Origin of the sequence: Prevotella sp. P4-98 (assembly GCF_002251405.1) — a bacterium.
Classification (GTDB): Bacteria; Bacteroidota; Bacteroidia; order Bacteroidales; family Bacteroidaceae; genus Prevotella.
Map to the genome: position 1 here is coordinate 98,759 of NZ_NPJC01000020.1, position 20,281 is coordinate 119,039.

Consider the following 20,281-nt stretch of genomic DNA (forward strand, 5'->3'; position numbering starts at 1 on the left):
TGCCTGTATTTTATTGTAATAATCAAAATGTATGATTACAATATTATGCTTCTTCTTTCAACAACGGTACTAAGAAACTGAAGGTAGAGCCTTCTCCTAAGGTTGATTCCACCATCACGTCGCCACCATTCTTGCGAGCGAAATCTGCACAAAGCTGGAGTCCAAGTCCAGAACCTTCCTCACCACCTGTACCATAAGTGGTTTCTCCTTTATGGAACAAGGTATCAATACGTTCTGGAGCAATTCCGACACCATGGTCGCGAACGCTGATTTTGGCAAACTCGCCCGACTTCTTATAATATACCTCGATTCCCTTGCCTTCTGGGGTAAACTTAATAGCGTTTGAAATGAAGTTGCGCACCACGGTTTTCATCATATCGTTGTCAGCTCGTACTTTCAGATGCTCCTCAGAAGGAATATACTGAAGTTTGATCTTCTTCATCTCAGCAATCATCGTGAAGATATCAACCACACCAGGAACGATATCATCGAGTTCGAGATTCTGATAAGCCACTTCAAGGCGTCCAGTCTGACTCTTGGTCCACTTCAACAGGTTGTCAAGCAAGTCATGAGTCTCTTCTGATTCACGATTGGCCTTATCGAGCAAACCAAAGATCTCCTCGCCAACCATATCCGGCGTCACCACGTTGACACAGAGGTTAAGTACCATACGGATGGATGCCATAGGCGAACGCAAGTCATGTGCGATTACTGAATACATCTTATCACGGTTAGAAATGATCCGCTTGAGCTTTTCATTTTGCTCTATAATATAGCGTTTGGCTGCCACCAATGAAATCTGGTGCATGACGCGCATGATCAGTTCTTCCTTATTGAAAGGCTTCGTCAAAAAGTCATGAGCTCCAACTTGGAATCCATGTACAAGATCACTTGGGCTATTGAGAGCCGTCAGAAATATAATAGGTATATCTGCTGTCAGGGGATCTTTTTTCAATATAACCGCCGTGTCAAATCCGTTGAGTTCGGGCATCATTACATCGAGCAATATCAAGTCAGGATGTTCGCTACGTGCCACTTCTACACATTGATGGCCGTTAGACGCTGTGCATATTTGAAACTTCTCATTGGTCAGAAGAATCTTCAATAGCAACACGTTACTCGTCACATCATCGACAATAAGTATCTTATAGTCACTTCGGTTTATTTTAGATTCAAGTATGTCACCAAGTTCCATAGTTTTATAATCTTTAAGAGTTTTGACTGTGCAAATATAGTAAACATTTGGCAACCTGCCAAATGTTTACATAATTATTTTTGTCAATACTCTCTCCAAGACTTGATTCCTATATTGTCTAACGATACCGTACAGAACGCCTGGATAAAAGCAGAAGCCAATCGACTGTTGGTAATGAGCGGCACGTTGAGATCGATGGAGGCACGACGGATGAGATAACCATTACTCAGTTCTCCTTCGGTCAGATTTTTGGGGATATTGACTACCATATCCACCTTGTGGTCATGGAGGAGTGTAAGAGCCTGTGGCTGTTTGTCTGATTCGCTGGGCCAATAGACAGTCGTGTTTTCTATACCATTTTCTGTCAGATAGCGTGATGTTCCACCTGTAGCATAGAGCTTGTAGCCATGATCTACTAACATACGGGCAGCATCAATCATTTCAGCTTTCTGTTTAGGTGTACCTGTAGATAAGAGGACTGTCTTTTTCGGAATGCGATGTCCCACGCTCAGCATGGCTTTCAGCAAAGCCGTAGATGTATTGTCACCCAAGCATCCCACCTCACCTGTTGAAGCCATATCAACACCAAGTACAGGATCAGCTTTCTGCAATCTGTTGAAAGAGAACTGACTGGCTTTGATACCTACATAATCGAGGTCGAAAAGGTTTTTATGAGGTTTTTCAACAGGAAGACCAAGCATTACTTTAGTGGCAAGCTCAATCAAGTTGATTTTCAACACCTTTGATACAAACGGGAAGGAGCGTGAGGCGCGCAAGTTACATTCAATCACGAGAATGTCATTATCACGTGCCATGAACTGAATATTGAACGGTCCGTTGATGTGAAGCGCTTTGGCAATCTGGCGACTGATGCGCTTGATGCGGCGAACTGTTTCTACATAAAGTTTCTGTGGAGGGAACTGAATCGTAGCATCTCCAGAATGGACGCCAGCAAACTCGATATGTTCTGAAATGGCATAGGCAAATATTTCGCCATCTTTAGCAACAGCATCCATTTCTATTTCCTTGGCATGTTCGATAAACTTGGAAACAACCACAGGGTGGTCTTCGCTCACATTTGCAGCCAACTGGAGGAAGCGCTCAAGTTCTTCACGATTGGAACAAACATTCATGGCCGCTCCACTCAACACATACGATGGGCGCACGAGAACTGGGAATCCTACCCTATCCACAAAGCGGTCTATGTCATCCATCGAGGTCAAAGCGCTCCATTCAGGTTGGTTGACTCCAAGTTCGTTGAGCATCTGTGAGAACTTTGCACGATCTTCTGCTCCGTCAATATCGATGGCAGACGTACCCAGAATCGGCACGTGCTGTTCTGCCAAAGGCATGGCAAGATTATTAGGAATCTGTCCACCAGTCGATACGATGACACCATGAGGCTGTTCGAGGTCAATAATATCCATGACGCGTTCGAAGGTCAGTTCGTCGAAATACAGGCGGTCGCACATATCATAATCGGTAGAAACCGTTTCCGGATTATAATTGATCATGACACTTCTCCAACCTTCCTTGCGTATGGTATTAAGAGCCTGCACACCACACCAGTCGAACTCTACACTCGAACCGATGCGGTAAGCTCCTGAGCCAAGTACGATAATACTCTTTCCATCTTGTTCATATTGAATATCGCTTTCCACCCCACTATACGTCACATAAAGATAATTGGTCTGGGCAGGATATTCCGCAGCAAGCGTGTCTATCTGTTTAACCACGGGAACAATACCCATCGACTTACGTATCTTACGAACAGCAAGTACAGCCTCATGCATATTGTTCATGGTATCCTCAAGTCCGATGGCACGTGCAATTTGGAAATCGGTAAATCCATAGACTTTTGCCTCACGAAGTAATGTCGCATCAAGTTTTTCTGCCGATGTACCATCATTATTTTTCAGGCCTTTCAACGCCTCGTCGATATCTATGATGTGTTTCAGTTTGTAGAGGAACCACTTATCGATACGGGTAAGTTCGTGAATACGGTCAATATCATATTGCGGAAGATGCATAGCCTTTGAAATGACGAAGATGCGCTTATCGGTAGGTTCACGAAGGGCCGCGTCAACATCCTCAATCTTCAGTTCCTTGTTTTCCACAAAACCATGCATTCCCTGTCCTATCATGCGCAGTCCCTTCTGTATAGCCTCTTCAAAGGTACGTCCGATAGCCATGACCTCACCTACAGACTTCATAGATGATCCAAGTTCCTTGTCAACACCACGGAATTTGGACAAGTCCCAACGTGGAATTTTGCAGACCACATAGTCAAGGGCAGGTTCGAAGAATGCACTTGTCGTTTTGGTAACCGAATTATTGAGTTCAAAGAGTCCATAACCCATACCAAGTTTGGCAGCCACAAATGCCAAGGGATAACCAGTCGCTTTAGATGCCAAAGCAGAAGAACGACTCAGGCGTGCATTAACCTCAATCACTCGATAGTCTTCCGACTGTGGGTCGAAAGCGTATTGTACATTACATTCTCCAACAATTCCGATATGACGGATAATCTTGATGGCAAGGGCACGGAGTTTGTGATATTCTGAGTTTGTCAAGGTCTGAGAAGGAGCAACAACTATTGATTCGCCCGTATGTATTCCCAGCGGGTCGAAGTTTTCCATATTGCAGACGGTAATGCAATTATCGTAACGGTCTCGCACCACCTCGTATTCAATCTCCTTCCAACCTTTGAGAGATTTCTCGACCAATACCTGTGGAGAGAAAGAGAACGCTTTTTCAGCAAGTTTGTTGAGTTCTTCTTCATTATCGGCAAAACCCGAACCTAATCCGCCAAGTGCGTATGCTGCACGAAGAATGACAGGATAGCCCAATTCCGCAGCAGCTTTGCGTGTTTGTTCTATGTTTTCACAAGCCTCACTCTTAATAGTCTTTACGTTGATTTCATCGAGTTTCTCCACAAAGAGTTCGCGGTCTTCTGTATCCATAATGGCCTGTACGGGAGTTCCTAATACGCGTACGCCATATTTATCGAGCACTCCACTCTGATAGAGTTCTACGCCACAGTTCAACGCGGTCTGACCACCAAAAGAAAGCAGGATACCGTCTGGTCGTTCTTTTTCTATCACACGTTCAACAAAATAAGGTTGAACGGGTAAGAAGTATATTTCATCGGCTACCCCTTCTGACGTCTGTACGGTAGCAATATTCGGATTGATAAGTACGGTTTTCACCCCTTCCTCGCGTAATGCTTTAAGGGCTTGTGAACCAGAATAATCAAATTCTCCAGCTTCTCCGATTTTGAGCGCTCCACTTCCAAGGAGCAATACTTTTTTGATATTATCGTATTTCATTATTGTTCTTATTACATAAAAATGGTTTGATGGATTATAATGCCTCTACGAAGCGGTCGAACATAAACTCAGTATCGACTGGTCCAGAACAAGCCTCAGGATGGAACTGGCTGCTAAACCAAGGGTTGGTCTGATGGCGAATGCCTTCATTAGAACCGTCGTTCATATTGACAAAGAGTTCGCGCCATTCTTTTCCTAATGTAGAAGCATCAACGGCATAACCATGGTTCTGACTGGTCACATAACAACGGTTGGTACCTACTTCGCGAACTGGTTGGTTGTGGCTGCGATGTCCATATTTCAACTTATAGATTGAGGCGCCACCTGCCTTAGCTAACAATTGGTTTCCCATGCAGATTCCACATATTGGTTTGCGGCTAACAGACATCTGCTTACGGATAATATCGACGGCATCTCCACACATGTCAGGGTCGCCAGGTCCGTTAGCCAAAAAGAGTCCATCAAATTCCATTCCAGTATAATCGTAGTTCCATGGCACCCGAATAACTTCCACTCCACGATTGATAAGACAACGAATGATATTGGCTTTCACTCCACAATCGACGAGTAGCACTTTTCGTCCTGCGCCTTCATTATATCGGATGATGTCTTTACAGGAAACACGATCCACGAAATTCACACCTTCATAATCGGCTTCTGGAATATTGTCAGGTTCGTCGTCCATGAGTATTTTACCCATCATCACACCATGTTCACGAAGAACCTTTGTCAATTGGCGGGTGTCAATACCTGTTATACCAGGTACTTTTTCTCTTTTCAACCAGTCGGCAAGACTTTCGTTAGCATTCCAATGGGAATATTGCTCACTATAATCGCTTACGATAATAGCAGAAGCATAGATACGGTCGCTTTCCATGAAGCTCGGTAGGCCGTTCTTTTCGAAAGAAAACTGAGGTACTCCATAGTTTCCAACCAACGGATATGTAAGCGTCATGAGTTGTCCGGCATAAGATGGGTCTGTTAATGACTCGGGGTAGCCCATCATAGCCGTGTTGAACACGACTTCTCCTGCTACTGGTGCATCATAGCCGAATGATTTTCCTTTGAATTGCGTTCCGTCTTCCAGAACAAGTGTTACGTCTTTCATTATTTATTATTTTGTTTCCTGATTATATACATTTTCTATATAGTTCACGAATGCCATGAGGCAGAGTCTTGTACCTCCTGGCGTTGGATAGTCGCCTGTAAAATACCAATCGCCATGATGATTGGGACAAGCTTTATGAAGGCCTTCTATGCTTTGGAATACCAGTTCTATAGGTGTTTCCACATCAGCAGGGCACAACATTTCAACCATCTTAACGTTGAGTTCTTCTACGGTAAACGGACGGTAGAGTTCCTTGACAGCACACTCCATGCTTCCGTCGTTTTTCTGAAGTTCGTCTTTACACTTCCGATAAACCGTATCTATGAGAGACTCCATATGTCTGTCTTTCAACAGTTGGATGCACGCACGGAAGGCGCAAAATTCCTCAAGGCGCGCCATGTCGATACCATAATAGTCTGGATAACGAATCTGTGGAGCGCTACTAACGATAACGATTTTCTTGGGTTGAAGTCGCGCGAGTATTTTTATGATGCTTTCCTTCAGGGTTGTTCCTCGCACAATAGAATCATCGATAATGACGAGATTGTCGCGTTGAGGTTCCAGAATCCCATAGGTTACATCATAGACATGTGAAGCCAAGTCGTTACGAGAATTTCCTTCGGTAATAAAGGTTCTCAATTTAATATCTTTCCATGCCGCCTTTTCCGAGCGCACGTAATCTTTAAGGATATCCTCCAATTCCTCTGGAGTAGGTATGTGGCCAAGATTCGAGATACGCTCTATCTTGCGTTGGTTGATATACTGTTTGAAACCACGCAACATACCATAGTATGCCACTTCTGCGGTATTGGGGATAAATGAGAATACCGTATGATGGACATCCTTATCGATAGCCTTGAGAATGCTACCGGTCAATTGTTCTCCTAAGAGGAGTCGTTCTTTATAAATATCCTCATCATTACCGCGGCTGAAATAAATACGTTCAAACGAACAAGCTTTATCGCCACGTTGAGGAATTATTTGCCGTACATCCACCTTACCATTCTGATTGACGAGTAAAGCCTGTCCGGCTTTGAGTTCGCAGACGGCATCCGAAGAAATATCAAAGGTGGTTTGCAATACAGGCCGTTCACTTGCTAAAGCCACGACTTCATCGTCACGATAGTAAAATGCCGGTCTGATTCCCCACGGATCTCTCATGGCAAACATTTCGCCACTTCCTGTCAATCCACACACAACATATCCTCCATCAAAGTCGGGCATCGTGGTTTGAAGGACATTACTCATTTCTACGTGTTGATCGATATAATCGGTAATATCGCGTCCTTCCAACCCTTGGCGTTGAGCTTCTACGAAGTTACGCTCCACTTCTCGGTCAAGGCGATGGCCCATCCATTCCAGCATGATATAGGAGTCTGAATAGATGCGTGGACATTGGCCCTGTGCTGTAATTTTCTGAAACACATGGTCAATATTTGTCATATTGAAATTACCACAAATACAGAGATTCTTCGCCTTCCAGTTGTTTCGTCGCAGGAATGGATGAACATAAGTCAGTCCAGACTTTCCTGTAGTGGAATAGCGAAGATGGCCCATATAAAGTTCTCCAACCATGTCTTGTTTTACGCGCGAGAATATTTCTGTGATAGCGTCTTTACCTTCAGCCTTTTCACGAAACATATATTCGTTTCCGGGCTCAGTATTTAGTTTTACCGTAGCAAAACCTGCGCCTTCTTGTCCGCGGTTGTGCTGTTTCTCCATCATCAGATAGAGTTTGTTGAAACCATACGCCCATGTGCCATACTTCTTCTCGTAGTATTCCAACGGCTTAAGTAGCCTGATCATGGCCACACCACATTCGTGCTTGAGTTCTTCCACTTTTTTTGTCTCCTTTGTTTATTTGTGTTTGTATTGTCTGTTCTTCTCTCTTTTCACTACGTCGCAAAAAAAAGTCGGTAACTGTTGAAATCATTCAACGGTTACCGACTTTGCGAGATTACGGGGTTGGTCAACATCAAGACCTTTACATACTGCAACATGATACGCCAGCAATTGCAAGGGTATTGTTGTCAATAACGGTTCAAGACTTTCGATGGTGTCTGGCAGTTCGATGACTTCATCGGCAATTTTGCTGATAGTATTGTCGTCGTGACTGACAATAGCGATAACCTTTCCCTTACGAGCTTTTACTTCCTGGATATTGGATAATACTTTCTCGTACATGGCATTATGTGTTGCGATGACCACCACAGGCATGTCTGAGTCAATCAAGGCAATCGGACCATGTTTCATTTCTGCAGCCGGATAACCTTCTGCATGAATATAGGAAATTTCCTTCAGTTTCAAGGCTCCTTCAAGTGCAACCGGATAACTGAATCCACGTCCGAGATATAAGAAGTTTCGTGCATAGGTGAATGTACGACTTAAATCTGCGATACGGTCGTTAAGTTGAAGTACTGTTTTTATCTTCTTGGGTATTTCGTGGAGTTCTTTCACCACATGCATGTAATTCTCCGTGGAGATTGTTCCTTTTTCTTTTGCCAAAGCAAGAGCCAGCATGGTCAATACGGTAACCTGTCCAGTAAAGGCTTTAGTAGAAGCGACTCCTATCTCTGGTCCTACGTGAATATACGAACCGGTATCTGTGGCACGGGGAATACTTGATCCGATGGCATTACATATTCCATAAATAAATGCGCCGTGCTCTTTGGCAAGTTGTATGGCGGCAAGGGTGTCTGCGGTCTCACCGCTTTGTGAGATGGCAATTACCACGTCTTTTGACGTAATGACGGGATTGCGATATCTGAATTCTGACGCATATTCCACTTCTACAGGAATGCGACAGAGTTGTTCTATCATTTGTTTGCCTATCAATCCTGCGTGCCACGACGTACCACAGGCTACGATGATGAAGCGATTGGCATCAAGCAGTTGTTTCTTATAATCGATTACTGCCGAGAGTACTACGTTGTCGGTATCCACGTTGACGCGTCCTCGCATACAGTTGGTCAGACATTCGGGCTGCTCAAAGATTTCCTTAAGCATGAAGTGTGGGAATCCACCTTTTTCAAGTTGTCCAAGGTTAATATCCACCTTTTTCACCTTGAGTTGCTGTTCCTCTCCAAAAATACTTACCACTTTAAGTTCTTCTCCGCGACGGATCACGGCGATATTTCCATCTTCGAGATAGACGACCTTGTCGGTATATTCCACCAGTGGTGTGGCGTCTGAACCTAAGAAGAATTCGTCTTTACCTATTCCGACCACAAGTGGACTCTGCTTACGGGCTGCAATAATCTGATTGGGGTCGCGTTTGTCGATAATGGCAATTGCATAGGCGCCAATGACCTGGAAGAGAGCTACCTGTACGGCTGTGAGAAGATCGACATCCTTATGCTCCATAATATACTCTACCAGTTGCACGAGTACTTCTGTATCCGTATCAGAACGAAACTCTACGCCTTTGGATTGAAGTTTACGCTTCAAGTCTGCGTAGTTTTCTATAATACCATTATGTATAATTGCGAGATTCTTTGATTCAGAATAGTGAGGGTGTGCATTTACGGCAGATGGTTCTCCGTGGGTAGCCCATCGGGTATGAGCAATACCTACTGTTCCGCTTACATCCTTGTCTTTGCAATATTCCTCCAGGTTATCGACCTTGCCTTTTGTCTTACAGACATTAAGGTTGCCATTATCATTGATAAGGGCAACACCGGCAGAATCATAACCACGGTATTCAAGACGTCGCAAGCCTTTTATCAAGATGGGATAGGCTTGTTTGTTGCCTATGTATCCTACTATTCCACACATATATTTCCTCGTTTATAAAGTTTGTGTTCGCTATTTCGGGTGCAAAGATAAAAAAAAATCGGCTATCATGTGCAACGATAGCCGATTTTTTTATTAATAGAATTTGAAATATCTTCTTGCGTTGTTGTAAGAGATGTCTTCTACCATCTTTCCGAGCAACTCGCGATCGTCGGGAAGAAGTCCCTTTTCTACGTCATTTCCGAGCATATTGCAAAGGATGCGACGGAAATATTCGTGACGTGGATAGCTGAGGAACGAACGGCTGTCGGTAAGCATTCCAACGAAACGGCTGAGAAGGCCAAGTACCGAGAGTGCGTTCATCTGGCGCTCCATACCATCTTTCTGATCGTTGAACCACCATCCTGAACCAAACTGGATTTTTCCAGGTTCTCCGCCTTGGAAGTTACCTAGCATAGTAGCGATTACTTCGTTGGCGCAAGGATTCAACGTATATAATATGGTACGTGTGAGCTTATCTTCCATGTTGAGCTTGTTGAGGAACTTCGACATGGCCTTAGCGGTATTGAATTCGCCGATAGAGTCGAAACCGGTATCAGGACCGAGAGCATTATACATCTTCGTGTTGTTGTCGCGGATTGCTCCGTAGTGGAACTGTTGGGTCCAGTCTGCATCAGCATCCATTTCTGCCATAATGGTCAGGAAACAGTTTTTATACTGACGAGTCTCTAAGGCAGAGAGCTGCTGACCACGAAGTGCCTTTTCGAAAATCACTTCAATCTGTGAATCTGTATATTCCTCATCATAGAATTCTTCAATTCCATGGTCTGAGAGTTTACAGCCATTGGCACTGAAGAAATCGTGACGTTTCTTAAGAGCGTCAACCATATCGGCAAACTTGGTAATGGTTACTCCGCTAACCTCTTCGAGCTGGTGAACATAAGCGCCAAAATCAGGTTTTTCGATATTCATGGCCTTGTCAGGACGCCATGCTGGAATCATCATGGGATCATCGGCTGCCTTGCTCTTTGCATATTCAATGTGGTTGTGAAGGTCGTCAACGGGATCATCGGTAGTACATACGCACTCCACATTATAGTGCTTCATGAGGCCACGTGCAGAGAACTCAGGCTGTTTAAGCTTCTCATTACACTCGTCGAAAATCTCACGTGCGGTCTTTGGAGACAGAAGTTTTTCGATTCCGAAAGCGGTTTTCAACTCAAGGTGTGTCCAGTGGTAAAGTGGGTTGCGAAGAGTATAGGGAACAGTCTCAGCCCATTTCTCAAATTTTTCCCAATCGCTGGTGTCCTTTCCTGTACAATAGCGCTCATCCACGCCATTGGTACGCATTGCACGCCATTTGTAGTGGTCGCCGCCGAGCCAAAGTTCAGTAATACTGTTGAATTTGTGATCCTTGGCTACCATCTCTGGAATCAGATGGCAATGGTAGTCGATGATTGGCATTTTGGACGCATGATTGTGGAAGAGGTCCTGAGCCACTTCGTTGTCAAGAACGAAGTTTTTGTCATTGAATTGCTTCATTTCTTATTGTTTTAGTTTGATTCGTTTTAATTTTAACCTTGCAAAGGTAGCATTTTTTTTTGTTTTATAAAATATTATATATTAAAATATTGTCTTTTTTTACGTAAACGATGACGGAAAGACAACCTAAGATTTACTTTTTTCCATTTACTTTTCCTCTCTCCTTTCCCTTCATCTCCCATCCTTCTCCCATCAAGTTCGCATGATTGTGGAAAGATAATGGGACTTAATTGGGACTTAATTGGGAATTGCTTGGGACTATAACACAAACTTCCATATTCACAAATCCCGAACCCATCCCGAACCCATCCCGAAGGCTTCCCGAAGCCGAGAGCAGAGCTGAAAGTTCACTTTTGAGCTTTGCCGAGGCAAAGAAGACTAGGTCAAAGACCAAGGCTTCCCGAAGCCGAGAGCAGAGCCCAAAAAGCAGTAATAATTTCTCATTAGCACGACTCATTTTCACGAAAGTTTAGTTACATTTCTTCCACTTCTTGCTCCACCATTCTTCCTTCATTATTTCCAAACCATTTGAGATTTTTCCGACTCTCTCCACGTTTCTTTGCCCGTTTTCACTGATTTTCAACAAAGAACCACATGGATTGACGAAAAAAGCAGGATTTTTCTTTGTAATTCGATTGATTTGCAGTAACTTTGCAAGAAATATATATTTTAAATAAAGAGAAAAGAAGAAATGATTACAGTCACAAACTTGGCTATTCAGTTTGGAAAGAAGACGCTCTACAAAGACGTCAACATGAAATTTACCAATGGGAACATTTACGGCATTATCGGTGCCAATGGTGCAGGAAAATCTACATATCTTCGAGCTATCAGCGGAGAACTTGAACCCAACAAGGGCACTATCGAACAAGGACCTGGCGAGCGTATGTCTGTGCTCGAGCAGGACCACTTCAAATATGATGCATTCTCGGTAATGGATACCGTCCTCATGGGACACCAGCCACTTTGGCAGAACATGAAAGAGCGTGAAGCACTCTATGCGAAAGACGAAATGACAGAAGAGGATGGAAACCGTGCCGCAGAACTGGAAATGGCTTTCGCCGAAATGAATGGCTGGGAAGCAGAAAGCGAAGCCGCACAACTCTTGCAAAACCTTGGTGTGGCAGACTCACAGCACTACAAGCAGATGGAAGAAATATCAAACAACGAGAAGGTGCGCGTCATGCTGGCCAAAGCACTTTTCGGACACCCCGACAACCTCCTGCTCGACGAGCCGACCAACGACCTCGACCTCGATACCGTACAATGGCTGGAAGAATATCTTTCAAACCTTGAACAATGCGTATTGGTAGTCAGCCACGACCGTCACTTCCTCGATGCCGTTTCCACCCAGACCGTCGATATCGACTTTGGAAAGATCACCCTTTTCTCAGGAAACTATTCTTTCTGGTATGAATCAAGTCAATTGGCACTCCGTCAGGCTCAGAACCAGAAAATGAAAAACGAAGAAAAAAGAAAGCAGTTGGAGGAGTTTATCCGCCGATTCTCTGCCAATGTGGCAAAGTCAAAGCAAACAACATCACGAAAAAAGATGTTGGAGAAACTCAACGTGGAAGAAATTCGTCCGTCAAGCCGCAAATATCCAGGAATTATATTCACTATGGACCGCGAACCTGGAACACAAATCCTCGAAGTAGAAGGACTCAAGGCTGTTGACACAGACGGAACCGTACTCTTTGACAATGTTAACTTCACCATCGAAAAGGGACAAAAGACCGTATTTCTGTCACACAACCCCAAAGCCATGACTGCTCTCTTCGAAATCATCAACGACAACAGAAAAGCCGATGCAGGAACATACAAATGGGGCGTTACCATTACAACAGCATATCTGCCGTTGGACAACACCTCTTTCTTCGAATCCGATATGAATCTCGTGGAATGGCTCTCACAATGGGGAAAAGGTAACGAAGTGACTATGAAGTCGTTCCTCGGAAGAATGCTCTTCAAAGAAGAAGATGTGCTCAAGCATGTCAACGTACTCTCAGGAGGTGAGAAAATGCGCTGTATGATTGCACGTATGCAATTAAAAAATGCCAACTGCCTCATCCTCGACACACCAACCAACCACCTCGATCTGGAGTCTATTCAGGCATTCAACAATAACCTTGTCAACTTCAAGGGCAATATTCTCTTCTCTTCACACGACCACGAATTCATCAATACCGTTGCCGACAGAATCATCGAACTCACACCAAAAGGAACAATTGACAAACTGACAACCTATGATGACTACATTTATGATGAGACCATCAAGGAACAACGCGCGTCTATGTATGAGTAAATGAAAACATGGCACAGAATTTGCATGTTCCTTAAGAAAACAAATAAAAACATTATGAAAGAGAATAAAGAAGAGCAAATAAATTGCGAAGAACAGGAAATGAATAAAGAGGAGGAATGCACACAGCAAGAATCCGCTCAGCAAGAATCTGCTGATAACACACAGCAGGCAGAAAACGAAAATCCTGAAGAAGAAGAAAAGGATCCGCTGGCTGCTGCGCAAGAGGAAATCGAACAACTCAAAGACCAAGTATTGAGAAAGGCTGCGGAATTTGAAAACCTCCGCAAGCGCACCATCAAGGAAAAAGCAGAACTCATACTCAACGGAGGCGAGAAGGCAATTGTCACTATCCTGCCCATCATCGACGATATGGAGCGAGCTATTGAGAATGGCACCAAGACGGACGATCCTAAAGTGCTCAGAGAAGGCATGGAAATCATCTATCATAAATGTATCAAAGCATTGGAGTCGCTCGGAGTGAAGACCATCGACACAACAGACGCAGACTTCGATACCGACGAACATGAAGCAGTTGCCATGGTACCTGGTATGGGCGACGATAAAAAAGGAAAAGTCATCGATTGCATCCAAACAGGATACAAACTCAACGACAAAGTCATTCGCCATGCCAAAGTGGCAGTTGGACAATAAAGATTCATAGAATCAATAAAAACTAAGACAACACAATTATGGCAAAGAGAGACTATTATGAAGTTCTGGGCATTGACAAAAATGCCACAGAAGACCAAATAAAGAAGGCCTACCGCACCATCGCCATCAAATACCACCCTGACAGAAACCCTGGCGACAAAGAAGCCGAGGAGAAATTCAAGGAGGCGGCTGAAGCGTATGATGTGCTCCATGACCCTCAAAAACGTCAGCAATACGACCAATTCGGATTCAACGGACCACAAGGTGCGGGAGGATTCGGAGGATTCGGCGGACAAAGTATGAACATGGACGATATCTTCTCTATGTTCGGCGACATCTTCGGAGGTGGCGGAGGATTCGGAGGATTCGGCGGAAGCAGAAGAAGTGCCGGACCCAAAGAACATCGAGGAAGTGACCTTCGCCTGAAAGTCAAACTCACCTTGGAAGAAATCGCCACAGGAGTGACCAAGAAGTTCAAAGTGCGCAAAGACGTGCCTTGCTCACATTGCCACGGAACTGGATCAGAAGACGGCAGCGGCACAGAAAACTGCCCCACATGTCATGGTTCGGGAGTAATCACCCATACCACACAAAGTCTTTTCGGCATGATGCAGACACAAGGTGTTTGTCCTACATGCGGCGGAACTGGCCGTGTCATCAAGAACAAATGCAAATATTGCGGCGGTACTGGCGTAGAGAAAGGTGAAGAAGTAGTTGAAATCAACATCCCTGCAGGAGTCGCACAGGGCATGATCGTCAACGTTCCTGGCAAGGGTAATGCCGGACACAACAAAGGAGCTAACGGAAACATTCAAGTATATGTGGAAGAAATCGAACACGACACCTTCATACGAGACGATAACGACCTCATATACAACCTATTGCTCGATTTCCCAACAGCATCACTTGGAGGTGAGGTGGAGATTCCGACAATCTACGGAACACGCCTGAGAGTAAAAATCGAACCAGGCACACAACCTGGCAAGACTCTCCGTCTGCGCGGTAAAGGCCTTCCTTCCGTACAGGGCTATGGACGTGGCACAGGAGACCTCGTTGTCAACATCAGCGTTTATGTGCCAAAGACACTCAGCAGCGATGAAAAGAAAGCAATAGAAAGCTTCAAAAGTAGCGACAACTTCAAAGGTGACGCTTCAACCAAGCGATCTATCTTCCAACGCTTCAAGAATTATTTCAACTGATTCTGTTTCAAAAACACATAAAAAAAGTATAGTCCATGACCTATCAGGAAACTTGCGAATACCTATTCAGCAGAACCACAGCTTTCGAAACTCAAGGAAAGAGTGGCTACAAAGAAGGATTAGAAAACACACTGGCGCTGGACGAACATTTCGGTCATCCACACCAAAAGTATCTCACCATCCATGTGGCAGGTACCAACGGCAAAGGTTCCGTTTCTAATATGCTCTCTGCAGCACTACAAAGCTGCGGATACAGAGTAGGACTATACACCTCTCCACATCTCGTCGATTTCAGAGAAAGAATTCGTGTCAACGGCGAGATGATTCCAGAGGACTATGTGATGAATTTCGTTGAAGACGAAAGAAATTTTTGGGAACCATTGTCGCCGTCATTCTTTGAAGTGACGACGGCAATGGCTTTCAAGTATTTTGCAGAACAAAATGTTGATATTGCAATTATTGAAGTAGGGCTTGGGGGACGACTCGATTGTACCAACATCATCCACCCTATCCTATCCATCATCACCAATATCAGTCTGGATCATACAGAATTCTTAGGAAACACCATCGCAGAAATAGCACGAGAGAAAGCAGGCATCATCAAACATGCCACAACGGTCATCATCGGAGAAAACCAAAACGAGACACGACCTGTCTTCGAAGAAAAGGCACGGGAAATGGAAGCACCCATCATCTTTGCCGAAGACGACAATTTCATCAAAAGTGCAGAAATAACTGACCAAGGCGACATCAAATGCGAAACAGCGAAATACGGAAACGTATTTTGCGATCTCGGAGGAATCTACCAACCAAAGAATATCAATACCACATTACACGCCCTTCAGATTCTTGAAGACAAAGGCTATCTGATCATTGACAAAGACGCAACAAGCGGAAATGTGCTCAAAGCATTCGACAACGTCAAGAAGCTCACAGGATTGGCAGGAAGATGGCAAACAATAAGTTCGTCACCACATGTAATTTGCGACACAGGACATAATCCTGGCGGTTGGCACTTCATCAGCCAACAGCTAAACCATGTGATTGCCCATTGCCACCAATTACATATTATATTTGGAATGGTCAACGACAAAGATGTAGATGCAATACTTCAGATGCTTCCAAAAGAGGCAATCTACTATTTTACTAAAGCCAAAACAAAACGAGCACTCAACGAGCAGATTATTTTCGCATTGGCACAGAAGTATCAACTGAAAGGAAAGACGTATTTATCTGTAAGTGAGGCATATCACGAAGCAGAGAAAGCTGCAGGAAACAACGATGTTATATTTGTTGGAGGCAGCAACTATATCGTCGGAGAATTGCTCAAAGATGGCATTTAGTTGTTTTTAACATTCCTTTTGCTCAATTTTTCGCCATTAAATTTGTTAAACTCACTTTTTTTTGGTTACTTTGCAATATAATTTAGTAACTAAAAACAACTGATTATGGCGAACACAACGGAAAACGTTAATTTGTGTGGTTTGAATCGCAAAGATTTTCAAACCACAGTAAACGGGAAAAAAACAGATTTATATATCCTACGCAACCGCAAAGGATACGAAGTAGCAGTAACCAATTTCGGTGGAGCAATTGTGGCCATCATGGTTCCAGATAAAGACGGAAAAGTAGCAAACGTCATTCAGGGACATGACAACATCCAAGATGTTATCAATAGCCCAGAGCCTTTCCTCTCAACCCTTATCGGACGCTACGGAAACCGTATTTGCAAAGGTTCCTACACCCTCAACGGTAAAGAATACCAGCTTGCTCTCAACGATGGTCCTAACCATCTGCACGGCGGTCCTACAGGTTTCCACTCTCGCATCTGGGATGCCAAGCAAATGGGACCTCGCGCCTTGGCTTTATCATACATCTCATCGTATGGAGAAGAAGGATTCTCAGGTGAATGTCGCATCAACGTGGAATATACTTTCACAGACAACAATGAACTGGTTATTGAATATCTTGCCACAACCAACAAGAAGACCATCATCAACCTGACTCACCACGCATTTTTCTCATTGGCAGGTATTGCTAACCCCACACCTGCCGTTGACAACGTAGAATTACAGCTCAACGCAGATTTCTATCTTCCTATTGATAAGGTATCAATCCCTACTGGCGAAATTCTTAAGGTCGAAGGAACTCCATTCGATTTCCGCACACCAAAGCCAATCGGTCAGGATATCAACGCCGACAACGAGCAACTGAAAAATGGATCTGGATACGACCACAACTACGTTCTTAATAAAAAGGAAGAAGGAGAACTCAGTTTTGCCGCTAAACTAAAAGAGCCTAATAGCGGTCGTACCATGGAGGTTTATACCACAGAACCAGGACTCCAACTCTATACAGGTAATTTCGAATCAGGAATCTCTGGAACTCACGGTTCAACTTATCCTTGGCGTAGTGCTGTTTGTCTTGAAGCACAACACTTCCCCGATACTCCAAATCGTCCTTACTTCCCTTCTGTAGTACTCCGACCAGGTGAACAGTACAAGCAGAAAACCATCTATAAGTTTGGAGCAGAAAAATAATATAAAACAACAAAAAGAGTGGCTGATAGCTATCAGCCACCCATTTTGTGTATAATAGCTATCTTTGTATAACAGGAAAAATCAAAACATAGAATTATAATACACAATTCTTATTGTTCTATAATCGAAAACACATTTTTCGTAATTACTAACAACATTAAAATCCTATAAAACCAATGTCACAAACAAACAAAAACCAGAAGAACCTCGTAGCTATCATCACAATGTTCTTCATCTTTGCCATGATTAGCTTTGTAACAAACATGGCAGCTCCCTTCGGAAACATTTGGGGTATGTCATACAACTGGGCAGGTATGGCCGGCAACCTCATGAACTTTACTGCCTACCTCATCATGGGTATTCCTGCCGGAAACATGCTCATCAAGTACGGATACAAAAAGACCGCACTTATCGCACTTATTATTGGTGCAATAGGTCTGGGTGTTCAGCTGCTCTCTGGCGTAGTCAACAATATCTTTGTTTACCTACTCGGTGCTCTTATCTGCGGATTCTGCGTATGTATGCTCAACACCGTAGTAAACCCCATGCTTAACCTACTCGGTGGCGGCGGTAACACCGGAAATCAGCTCGTACAGGCAGGGGGTACCCTCAATTCTCTTTCTGCAACAGCAACTCCTATCCTCACTGGTTTCCTCGTAGGAACTTTGACAAAGGATTCTTTCCCCGATGTTGCACCACTTATCATTACAGGTATCGTAGTATTCTTGGCAGCCTTCTTCATCATTTCTGCCATCCAGATTAACGAGCCTCAAGGTGACTTGAAGAATGTAACATACGAAAAATCACCTCTCGCTTTCCGCCATTGTCTCCTCGGCATCATCGCCATTTTCTTCTATGTAGGAATCGAGATTGCCACTCCTGGTATGATGAACCAATGGATTAGCCGTGAAGGAGGATTTGAAGGTGCAGCAGCCGTTGCAGGATCATTGGCTGGTATCTACTGGTTCCTGATGCTCTGTGGCCGCCTTATCTCAACAGTTATCTCAGGTAAGGTTTCTACCCGTGCACAGATGATTACCGTTTCAACAGTAGGTATTGCACTTATTGTCGCTGCCATCTTCACAGGTGATGTGACTACAACACTCAATATCGATCTCAACATCATCAAGATTGAGAACGCTACAGTTCCTTTGTCTTGTGTGTTCATTTTCCTCTGCGGTCTCTGCACATCTGTCATGTGGGGAGGTATCTTCAACCTTTCAACAGAAGGACTTGGCAAATATACCGCTAAAGCATCAGGCCTGTTCATGGTCATGGTATTCGGTGGAGGTATGATGCCTTTCTTCCAGGATCTCGTACTCGTTCAACAGCTTGGAATCAGCTACCTCAATTCTTATTGGCTGATTGTTGCCATGTTGGCATACATCCTCTACTATGCGATCTGGGGATGCAAGAACGTAAACAAAGACATCAAAGTGGATTAAGACAACATGATTTGTCACGTTCCACATTATAAAAAGATACTTCAAACCTTTAAACAACAAGACTATGAACATCGAATCAGTAAGAACACGTTTTGCCAAGCATTTTGATGGCAAGGAAGGTAATGTTTATGCATCACCCGGACGTATCAATCTCATCGGTGAACACACCGACTATAATGGAGGATTTGTTTTTCCAGGAGCCGTAGATAAAGGTGTTGTTGCAGAAATGCGTGCAAACGGAACAGAAGATACCGTTATGGCTTATGCCATTGACTTGAAAGACCGCGTAGATTTCAAACTCTCTGATCCCAATGGACCTAAAGCTAGCTGGGCACGTTATATTTACGGTATCGCATTGGAAATGAAAAAGCTCGGAGTACCTGTTAAAGGATTCAATATCGCATTCTCAGGCGATGTTCCCTTGGGTGCAGGTATGTCATCTTCTGCTGCCATGGAGAGTTGCTTTGCCTGTGGTCTCAACGACATCTTCGGTGATAACAAGGTAAGCCAGTGGGATATGGTATTGGCAGGTCAAGCTACAGAACACAACTACTGTGGTGTGAAATGCGGTATCATGGACCAGTTTGCTTCTGTATTCGGAAAAGCAGGTTGTCTGATGCGTCTCGACTGCCGTTCTCGCGAATTTGAATATTTCCCATTCAAACCGGATGGCTACCGTTTGGTATTGCTCGATTCTGTTGTAAAACACCAGTTGGCAGGATCTCCTTACAACGACCGCCGCAATTCTTGTGAAAATGTTGTTCGCCATATTGCTGCCAAACATCCAGAAGGAAAGTTTGAAACACTTCGCGACTGCACATGGGAACAACTTGAAGAAGTCAAAGCCGAAGTGGGCGAAGAAGACTACAAGCGTGCTAAATTCGTGTTGGGCGAAAAAGACCGTGTACTTGCCGTTTGCGATGCTCTGAACGAAGGCGACTATGAAAAAGTTGGCGAGTTGATGTACAAGACTCACGAAGGTCTGTCAAGAGACTATGAGGTTTCTTGTGAAGAACTCGATTTTCTCAATGATCTTGCCAAGGAATGTGGAGTTACCGGTTCACGTATCATGGGTGGCGGTTTCGGAGGTTGCACCATCAACCTTGTCCGCAACGACCTCTACAACCAGTTTATCGCCACAGCAAAAGAGAAGTTTAATGCCAAATACGGCCACGAACCAAAAGTCTATGATGTTGTCATCGGCGATGGTTCACGTAAGATTTGCTAATCAGAAC

General features: G+C 44.1%; 13 protein-coding genes. 7 read left to right on the forward strand and 6 right to left on the reverse strand.

Annotated features, from left to right (window positions below; translation table 11 throughout):
• Positions 1-43: 43 nt before the first annotated feature.
• From CIK96_RS03675 to uxaC, 6 genes are all read right to left on the reverse strand, one after another.
• Positions 44-1,195: a hybrid sensor histidine kinase/response regulator gene (locus CIK96_RS03675; protein WP_094390355.1), complete on the reverse strand. Its 1,152-nt coding sequence runs from the start codon at positions 1,193-1,195 to the stop codon at positions 44-46.
• 83 nt (positions 1,196-1,278) lie between these two features.
• The gene (gene carB, locus CIK96_RS03680) at positions 1,279-4,524 is read right to left on the reverse strand and encodes a carbamoyl-phosphate synthase (glutamine-hydrolyzing) large subunit (protein ID WP_094439701.1); all 3,246 of its coding nucleotides are present in this window, start codon (positions 4,522-4,524) and stop codon (positions 1,279-1,281) included.
• 34 nt (positions 4,525-4,558) lie between these two features.
• A complete protein-coding gene (carA, locus tag CIK96_RS03685) occupies positions 4,559-5,632 on the reverse strand; it encodes a glutamine-hydrolyzing carbamoyl-phosphate synthase small subunit (RefSeq protein ID WP_094439703.1) in 1,074 nt (357 codons plus the stop codon).
• A gap of 6 nt (positions 5,633-5,638) precedes the next feature.
• Positions 5,639-7,471, reverse strand: a complete 1,833-nt coding sequence (locus tag CIK96_RS03690) for an amidophosphoribosyltransferase (protein ID WP_094439705.1) — start codon at positions 7,469-7,471, stop codon at positions 5,639-5,641.
• Positions 7,472-7,561: 90 nt separating this feature from the next.
• Positions 7,562-9,406, reverse strand: a complete 1,845-nt coding sequence (gene glmS / locus CIK96_RS03695) for a glutamine--fructose-6-phosphate transaminase (isomerizing) (protein WP_094439707.1) — start codon at positions 9,404-9,406, stop codon at positions 7,562-7,564.
• Between the two features lie 93 nt (positions 9,407-9,499).
• Entirely contained in the window at positions 9,500-10,906 is a 1,407-nt protein-coding gene (gene uxaC / locus CIK96_RS03700; protein ID WP_094390351.1) for a glucuronate isomerase, read from the reverse strand.
• 691 nt (positions 10,907-11,597) lie between these two features.
• On the opposite strand from uxaC, the gene CIK96_RS03705 reads away from it, so the two are divergent.
• From CIK96_RS03705 to galK, 7 genes are all read left to right on the forward strand, one after another.
• Positions 11,598-13,211 carry an ABC-F family ATP-binding cassette domain-containing protein gene (locus tag CIK96_RS03705; protein ID WP_094439709.1) on the forward strand — a complete coding sequence of 538 codons (1,614 nt, stop codon included), beginning with the start codon at positions 11,598-11,600 and terminating at the stop codon, positions 13,209-13,211.
• A gap of 54 nt (positions 13,212-13,265) precedes the next feature.
• Positions 13,266-13,862 carry a nucleotide exchange factor GrpE gene (locus CIK96_RS03710; protein ID WP_094439711.1) on the forward strand — a complete coding sequence of 199 codons (597 nt, stop codon included), beginning with the start codon at positions 13,266-13,268 and terminating at the stop codon, positions 13,860-13,862.
• Between the two features lie 38 nt (positions 13,863-13,900).
• A complete protein-coding gene (dnaJ, locus tag CIK96_RS03715; protein ID WP_173815108.1) occupies positions 13,901-15,061 on the forward strand; it encodes a molecular chaperone DnaJ in 1,161 nt (386 codons plus the stop codon).
• Between the two features lie 35 nt (positions 15,062-15,096).
• Positions 15,097-16,404 carry a folylpolyglutamate synthase/dihydrofolate synthase family protein gene (locus CIK96_RS03720; RefSeq protein WP_094435114.1) on the forward strand — a complete coding sequence of 436 codons (1,308 nt, stop codon included), beginning with the start codon at positions 15,097-15,099 and terminating at the stop codon, positions 16,402-16,404.
• Between the two features lie 105 nt (positions 16,405-16,509).
• Complete coding sequence (locus CIK96_RS03725) at positions 16,510-17,601, forward strand: aldose epimerase family protein (protein WP_094390345.1); 1,092 nt, start codon at positions 16,510-16,512, stop codon at positions 17,599-17,601.
• Positions 17,602-17,777: 176 nt separating this feature from the next.
• Positions 17,778-19,046 carry an MFS transporter gene (locus CIK96_RS03730; RefSeq protein WP_094439713.1) on the forward strand — a complete coding sequence of 423 codons (1,269 nt, stop codon included), beginning with the start codon at positions 17,778-17,780 and terminating at the stop codon, positions 19,044-19,046.
• A 64-nt stretch (positions 19,047-19,110) separates the two neighbouring features.
• Positions 19,111-20,274: a galactokinase gene (gene galK / locus CIK96_RS03735; RefSeq protein ID WP_094435110.1), complete on the forward strand. Its 1,164-nt coding sequence runs from the start codon at positions 19,111-19,113 to the stop codon at positions 20,272-20,274.
• The last annotated feature ends 7 nt before the right edge of the window (positions 20,275-20,281 follow it).

Bases quoted from the DNA above. Each gene is read 5' to 3' on its own strand.
- dnaJ (WP_173815108.1), top strand. From the start codon at position 13,901: ATGGCAAAGAGAGACTATTATGAAGTTCTGGGCATTGACAAAAATGCC.
- galK (WP_094435110.1), top strand. From the start codon at position 19,111: ATGAACATCGAATCAGTAAGAACACGTTTTGCCAAGCATTTTGATGGC.
- uxaC (WP_094390351.1), bottom strand. From the start codon at position 10,906: ATGAAGCAATTCAATGACAAAAACTTCGTTCTTGACAACGAAGTGGCT.
- CIK96_RS03730 (WP_094439713.1), top strand. From the start codon at position 17,778: ATGTCACAAACAAACAAAAACCAGAAGAACCTCGTAGCTATCATCACA.
- carB (WP_094439701.1), bottom strand. From the start codon at position 4,524: ATGAAATACGATAATATCAAAAAAGTATTGCTCCTTGGAAGTGGAGCG.
- CIK96_RS03710 (WP_094439711.1), top strand. From the start codon at position 13,266: ATGAAAGAGAATAAAGAAGAGCAAATAAATTGCGAAGAACAGGAAATG.
- carA (WP_094439703.1), bottom strand. From the start codon at position 5,632: ATGAAAGACGTAACACTTGTTCTGGAAGACGGAACGCAATTCAAAGGA.
- CIK96_RS03725 (WP_094390345.1), top strand. From the start codon at position 16,510: ATGGCGAACACAACGGAAAACGTTAATTTGTGTGGTTTGAATCGCAAA.
- CIK96_RS03720 (WP_094435114.1), top strand. From the start codon at position 15,097: ATGACCTATCAGGAAACTTGCGAATACCTATTCAGCAGAACCACAGCT.
- CIK96_RS03705 (WP_094439709.1), top strand. From the start codon at position 11,598: ATGATTACAGTCACAAACTTGGCTATTCAGTTTGGAAAGAAGACGCTC.
- glmS (WP_094439707.1), bottom strand. From the start codon at position 9,406: ATGTGTGGAATAGTAGGATACATAGGCAACAAACAAGCCTATCCCATC.
- CIK96_RS03675 (WP_094390355.1), bottom strand. From the start codon at position 1,195: ATGGAACTTGGTGACATACTTGAATCTAAAATAAACCGAAGTGACTAT.